Annotated in this window: 8 protein-coding genes; 7 read left to right on the forward strand and 1 reads right to left on the reverse strand. The window is 56.4% G+C overall.

Features of this window, described 5'->3' with window-relative positions:
- Positions 1-290: DUF763 domain-containing protein (locus APY94_RS12240; protein ID WP_157065550.1), on the reverse strand; the 290-nt coding region annotated here is incomplete at its 3' end.
- Between the two features lie 170 nt (positions 291-460).
- On the opposite strand from APY94_RS12240, the gene serK reads away from it, so the two are divergent.
- The 7 genes from serK to APY94_RS12275 form a co-directional block, all read left to right on the forward strand.
- Positions 461-1,189: an L-serine kinase SerK gene (gene serK, locus APY94_RS12245; RefSeq protein WP_058939889.1), complete on the forward strand. Its 729-nt coding sequence runs from the start codon at positions 461-463 to the stop codon at positions 1,187-1,189.
- 153 nt (positions 1,190-1,342) lie between these two features.
- Positions 1,343-1,792: a DUF835 domain-containing protein gene (locus APY94_RS12250; protein WP_240703189.1), complete on the forward strand. Its 450-nt coding sequence runs from the start codon at positions 1,343-1,345 to the stop codon at positions 1,790-1,792.
- A 44-nt stretch (positions 1,793-1,836) separates the two neighbouring features.
- Positions 1,837-2,490, forward strand: a complete 654-nt coding sequence (locus APY94_RS12255; RefSeq protein WP_058939891.1) for an HAD family hydrolase — start codon at positions 1,837-1,839, stop codon at positions 2,488-2,490.
- A gap of 80 nt (positions 2,491-2,570) precedes the next feature.
- Positions 2,571-3,581: a hypothetical protein gene (locus APY94_RS12260; RefSeq protein ID WP_058939892.1), complete on the forward strand. Its 1,011-nt coding sequence runs from the start codon at positions 2,571-2,573 to the stop codon at positions 3,579-3,581.
- Between the two features lie 12 nt (positions 3,582-3,593).
- Entirely contained in the window at positions 3,594-4,487 is an 894-nt protein-coding gene (locus APY94_RS12265) for a zinc ribbon domain-containing protein (RefSeq protein WP_058939893.1), read from the forward strand.
- Between the two features lie 10 nt (positions 4,488-4,497).
- Positions 4,498-4,992, forward strand: a complete 495-nt coding sequence (locus tag APY94_RS12270) for a hypothetical protein (RefSeq protein WP_058939894.1) — start codon at positions 4,498-4,500, stop codon at positions 4,990-4,992.
- Position 4,993: 1 nt separating this feature from the next.
- A partial coding sequence (locus APY94_RS12275) for an SPFH domain-containing protein (protein ID WP_058939895.1) occupies positions 4,994-5,777 on the forward strand: 784 nt, incomplete at its 3' end.

The raw sequence follows: 5,777 nt of genomic DNA on the forward strand, positions 1-5,777 counted from the left end.
CGGGGGAAGAGGTCAGCCCCGGCCACCTTTACGCCGAGCTCCTCCCTCCAGAGGACGTCCTTTATCATGCCCGCCGTCACGGTGGTCGAGCCAGAGGAGTCCCAGTCCATCCCGATGACGTTGTTGAAGGCCTGGAACCAGACCGGGTCGGAGAGCCTTTCCAGGAGTCCCTTCGTTCCGTACTCCTCAACCGCCAGAACCAGCACTAACCGGGTGAGCTCCCTCATCCTCTGGGCCAGCCACGCCGGAACGTGGCCGCCGTGGAGGGGCAGGTCGGCGATATTCCTCATCGGAGTTATATCTCTCTCCGGGGTTTTAACCATTATCCCCGTAGAATTTTCATAATTTTGGGCTATCATACGCAGAATCATCAGGAAAAACTGGTCATATAAATGGGAAAGCCTTTTTATCCTCCGCTTCGATTTCCGTCTGCTGATTTAGGCTCACGGAGGTTGTGAAAATGGGAGTTGAGAAGGTTCCGAAGTACGACATCCCAACCGTTAAGGTTGACTACGTTTTTATCGAGCTCGACAAGATGAAGCCCCACGAGCAGCTCGTCCAGAAGGAGCTTGAGGCCTTCATCGAGAGCGTCACCGGCTCCGGCCTCTTCTGGAAGCCTATGCTCCTCGCCAAGGTTCCTGGTGAGGACACCTACCTCATCGTTGACGGTCACCACCGCTGGGCCGGTCTCCAGAAGCTCGGCGCCAAGAAGGCTCCCTCCGTCATACTTGACTACTTCAGCGACGATGTCAAGGTCTACACCTGGTACCCGGCCTTCAAGGGAAGCCTCGAGGAGGTTCTCGAGAGGCTCAAGGCAGAGGGGCTTGAGGTCATTGAGGACCCGGAGGCAGAGGAGAAGGCCGAGAGGGGCGAGATAGCCTTCGCCATCGTCGGTGAGAAGGTCTTCGCCGTTCCGGGCGGCCTTGATGAGCAGAAGAAGGTCAGCAAGGTTCTCGACGAGATGAGCGTCGAGGGCAAGATCGAGCTCATCTACTACGGCCTCAAGGAGGACGCCAGAGAGGACATGGGCAAGGGCGAGATCGACTACGTCTTCATCAGGAAGGCCCCTAGCAAGGATGAGGTCATGGAGCTCGTCAAGCGCGGCGAGGTCTACTCCCCGAAGACCACCAGACACGTCCTGCCCTTCAACCCGGACAAGATAGACGTCAAGCTCGAGGAGCTGTTCTGAAGGTTTTTAACCCCTTTTTCATACTTTCTCCGCCGATGACGAAGGATCAACCGGCTGATGGGTGATGACCAGTCCAGGAGGCCGAGGCCCCGCACCTACATAGGCATCTACAAAAAGGATTTAAATATCCATTCAGGATTTTACCCTTAAGCGGTGAGTGAAGTGCTCAGGATTTCACTTCCTGTGCTGGCACGGTCACGGAAGGAAGGAACCCGGAGGGTTGATGTCCCCGCATTCAGGCTGGTGAGTTCATTCTCCGACATAATCGAAGATAGCGCCGTTGTTATAGGCCGGGCCGGGATGAAGGTTCCTCCCGACTGGAATCTCATTACCGTGAGTTCCGTTAAGGGATATTTTGGTCCGAGGGAACTCCACAGAATTTTGGATGGTATAATCAAAAGTCTCAAAGGGCATCCGGATAGGGCGGTAATTATAGCCTGTCCCGAGTACCTGGCGCTCCATAATGGATTTGAGACGTTTCTGAGATTTTTGAACACCATTCGTGATCACGTTATACTCACCAATACCAAGGTCTACGTTGTCACTGATCCCCTTGCATGGAAACCAAGGCAGTGGGCCCTCCTCAAGAAACTTGAGCTCTGAGCGACAAACTTTAAAGCTCCACCGTTGCCCTCTTTATGATGAGGATGCTCCGCGGTTTAATCTTCGACGTTGACGAGACCTTGGTCTACTACGAGGGCTACGACCACAGGGAATGGTACGAGAAGTGGGTTATGCCAGCCCTCCGGGAGCGTGGCATCGAACTGGACTACGAGACATACAAAAAAACGGTAACCGGCGAGCTTCCGAGGAGCTACGTCGAGCGCTTTGGCATAGACCACGTGGAGTTCTGGAAAATCGTTGACGGCGTGAACCTTGAGTACCGCATGTGGATGGCAGATAAGGGCAAGATAAAACCCTTTCCAGATGTTAACGTCTTGGGAGAGCTGAAAGAGCTGGGCCTGAAGCTTGGGGCCGTGAGTAACGCCTCCCCGGAGTGCACGGAGTTCGTTTTGGACCTCTTCGATTTGAGGAGATACTTCGAGGTTGTTTACGGAAAGGACTATTCAAACCTTGACGGGGTCAAGCCAAGCCCCTACCTCGTTGAAAAAGCCCTGAACGCACTCGGCCTGGAGCCGGAGGAAGCGCTGATGGTTGGCGACAGCCGTCACGATGTGCTCGCCGGAAAGCGGGCCGGCATGAAGGTGGTTAACGTTACGCGCTTCGGGGAAATCGAGGGGGCTGACTACTACGTGAAGGGCCTCTGGGAGCTTGTGGAACTGATAAGGAAAATGCTGTAGTCCGTCAGTATTACCACGGTTCATGAAAATCTCCGGCACTCTTAAATACCCAAAAGTAGTTATGTGCACCGTGGTGATTCATGGAGGCAGTTGGATTTAAATGTGAGAGGTGCGGTGCGCCCCTCGAAGTATCCCCCGAAACTATAGTCGCAATCTGTCCATACTGCGGTTTTCCTAACCACGTAAGCGGAAACCTGAAGACAGAGAACATCTACATCGTCCCGACCATCGATAAAAACGCCATAGCCAAGGCCTTCTGGGACCGCGTCAACAGGGACTTCGACCTCAAGCGCATGAAGGAGGGGATAGAGATAGTTGACATCGAAGGCCACTATGCCCCGTACTGGGTGGGCAACGTTCACGTCGAGGGTGACGTCGAGTACATGGTGCGCGAGGAGGAGTGCCACACGGACTCGGAGGGCGAAACCCACTGCCACACCGTCGAGAGGCACTACCACGACTACGTTGACGAGGTTTTGAGCCTTATCGGCTCCGCGAGGAGGCAGGTCAAGAGCTTCGGCGTTGATGACATCATTGTGCACTACTCGAGGGCAAAGCCCAAGGGGAGAAAGCTCCTTGAGCTGGACGAGGATCAATGGGGGAAGATAAAGCTGGAGATACTCAACACTGAAATAGACGAGACCCAGGCGAAGATGATAATGCGCGAGGATGCGATAGACGTCATAAGGGACCGCTACTCCGCCAAGGCCGACAGGATAGAGCGCTTCGATATAACCGCCGATGAGCCCCAGAACGTTTCTCTGATTCTCCTGCCGATGTGGACCGTCTACTACAAGCACGAGAACTCGATATTCCATGCCGTCTTCGCCGGCTGGGACGGAAGGGACGTTGCCGCCACCGAGCCCATGCCCATCTGGAGGCGCGCCCAGTACATGGCCGGCGTCGTCCTCGGAGTCATCATAGGCGCTGCTGGAGCCGCCTACGGTGGTGCAAACGGCTCGGCTCTGGTTTCGGTGCTCTCGCTGATACTCGGGGCTGGCGCCAGCGGCTACTTCGGGTCGTTGGTTCTGGAGGGACAGAGAACCGAGAGAAGCACCGGTATCATGGGGGCACTTCACGGGGGCGTTTAAGGGGTGATTGCCATGGAGGTTCAGTGTCCAACCTGCTCGGCCAAGTTTAAGGTTCCAGACACGGTGAGCGTGGCAACGTGCCCCTACTGCGGAACGACCTTCAAGCTCGAAACGAGGGAGGAAGTCGGCGAGCACTTCTTCTTCCCGCCGATGAGGAAAGACGCCGGAGGGGTTCTGCTCAAGTTCCTCTCCAGGCAGTACGGCGCTCCGGCGGACATAACCGGGGCAAAGATAACGAAAAAGGCGCTCCACTGGGTGCCGGTTTACTTCTTCTACCTCCACGGGAGGAGCACACGCTGGTCAACGATAGAGGAGGTTCGCTTCGTCGGAATCCCCGCAGGCTCACCCTTCCAGGGGATGCTCAGGGATTACCCGTTCCCGATAAGGGGCAAGCGCTTCTTCGATGAAGCAGTGGTTGGGAAGGGCGAGTACTACGAGCCCAAGATGTCCAGGGAAGGGGCTGAGGCCATGGCGAGGAGCATCATGGAGAGCGCCCTCAGAAGTGAGGCGGGCCAGGAGGACAAATCCCTCGGCGGCGTTGAGATAGAGGTGAAGTACCAGGGGCTGGTGCACTATCCACTTTGGGAGGTTCACTACGAGTACTCCGGGCAGAGCTTTGCGGGATACGTTGATGGAACCGATGGAAGGGTTGTCCAGGCGGAGTACCCGCTCATGAGCGGTGCCAGAAAGAAGGCCAGCCTCCTGGGGGTCGGTGTTCTAGCGGCTGGGCTCGTAATCGGCATAATCGCGGCCGGCGCATACGGAAGTACCTGGGGGCTCCTAGGCGGACTCATCCCCGGAGGCGCCGGGGCCTTCGGCATATTCCAGAAAGGCGCCGTTAAGAAGAGGAAGGTCAGCGAGGTTATGAGGCTCAACAAGGGCAACCTGTATTTCAAGCCGATGTGAGGTGTTGGTTATGGGGAAGGAAACATCGATAGTTGAGAAGCTTGAGCTCGTGATTCCAGGCTTCCACGGCTACAAGAAGAAGGAACTCATAAGGGAGGACGACAGGCTCGTCCGTGGAAAGGTGGCCGATACCCTTGCCCTCGCCAGAAGGGAGATGGAGCGCGCCCTTCAGAGGTGCGCCATGGTGAGCTGCGCCCAGATGGTTGCCATAGACAGCCTGAGGAAGAAGCTCATGGCACTGGAGAGCAGGGTGCGGCATGCAGAAGCCGGCTACCGCGGCTACTTCGACAGGGTGAAGTTCAAGGAAAATGAGCTCAACAGGCTCCTGGAATACGATGCCAAGATGATAGAGCTGGCCGAGGAGATACTCAACGAGGTCAAAGCCTTGAACGGCCAAATAGCGGATCCGCAGGCTCTCGGCATGGCGGTTCTAAACCTCGATGAGGAGCTGATAAACTTCGAGGAAGTCCTCGGCAAGAGAATGAGCTTCGCGGCGGGTGAGTGAGATGGTTCAGGTCATAGAATGGGTGAACCCCGGAGAAGACGAGATAATCTGGCGCTACCCCAACGAGGTCATAAAGTGGGGAGCTCAGCTGATAGTCCATGAGTATGAGGTCGCCGTGTTTATGCGCGACGGCAAAATCTACGACGTCCTCGGGCCGGGAAGGCACACGTTGACGACACAGAACTTACCGCTCCTCTACAAGCTCGTTGGTGGAAGCAACAGCCCCTTCAAGGCCACTGTCATTTTCGTCAGCATGAAGCAGTTCCAGGGGCGCTACGGAGGGGAGACTCAGACGAGAGAATTAGCGCCGGTCAAGTACTACGGCGTCTACTGGTTTAAGGTTGCAGACCCCGTTCTCTTCATCACCGAGGTCGTCGGCGGCCAGAGCCTCTACGAGGCGAGCGACGTCACCAAGTTCATTCGCGCGTACTTCAACGAGGGCATGATGAAGCACCTCAGCGCTTACTCGATAGTTGACCTCTTCCAGAACCTCGACATGGTCAGTACGCAGGTCAAGGTCAAACTCATCGAGGACTTCAGGCGGCTCGGCCTTGAGCTGGTGGACGTGAAAATCGAGGGCGTGAACACGACCGACGAGTGGCGCCAGAGGCTCTTCTGGATAATGCAGACTGGCAACGCTCAGGCGGTTATGCAGATGGACACGGCAAAACAGGTGGCAGCGGAACTTGGAAAGAGCGAGGGGGCCGCGATGGGCACGGGTATGGTCATAATGCCCCAGCTCCTCCAGCAGCCAGTCCAACCCGCCCAGCCGGCGCAGCCCTACG

This window comes from Thermococcus celericrescens (assembly GCF_001484195.1).
Classification (GTDB): domain Archaea; phylum Methanobacteriota_B; class Thermococci; order Thermococcales; family Thermococcaceae; genus Thermococcus; species Thermococcus celericrescens.

What these genes read in the sequence shown, in the direction of transcription:
- serK (WP_058939889.1), top strand. Translation starts at nt 461, where the DNA reads ATGGGAGTTGAGAAGGTTCCGAAGTACGACATCCCAACCGTTAAGGTT.
- APY94_RS12255 (WP_058939891.1), top strand. Translation starts at nt 1,837, where the DNA reads ATGCTCCGCGGTTTAATCTTCGACGTTGACGAGACCTTGGTCTACTAC.
- APY94_RS12260 (WP_058939892.1), top strand. Translation starts at nt 2,571, where the DNA reads ATGGAGGCAGTTGGATTTAAATGTGAGAGGTGCGGTGCGCCCCTCGAA.
- APY94_RS12265 (WP_058939893.1), top strand. Translation starts at nt 3,594, where the DNA reads ATGGAGGTTCAGTGTCCAACCTGCTCGGCCAAGTTTAAGGTTCCAGAC.
- APY94_RS12270 (WP_058939894.1), top strand. Translation starts at nt 4,498, where the DNA reads ATGGGGAAGGAAACATCGATAGTTGAGAAGCTTGAGCTCGTGATTCCA.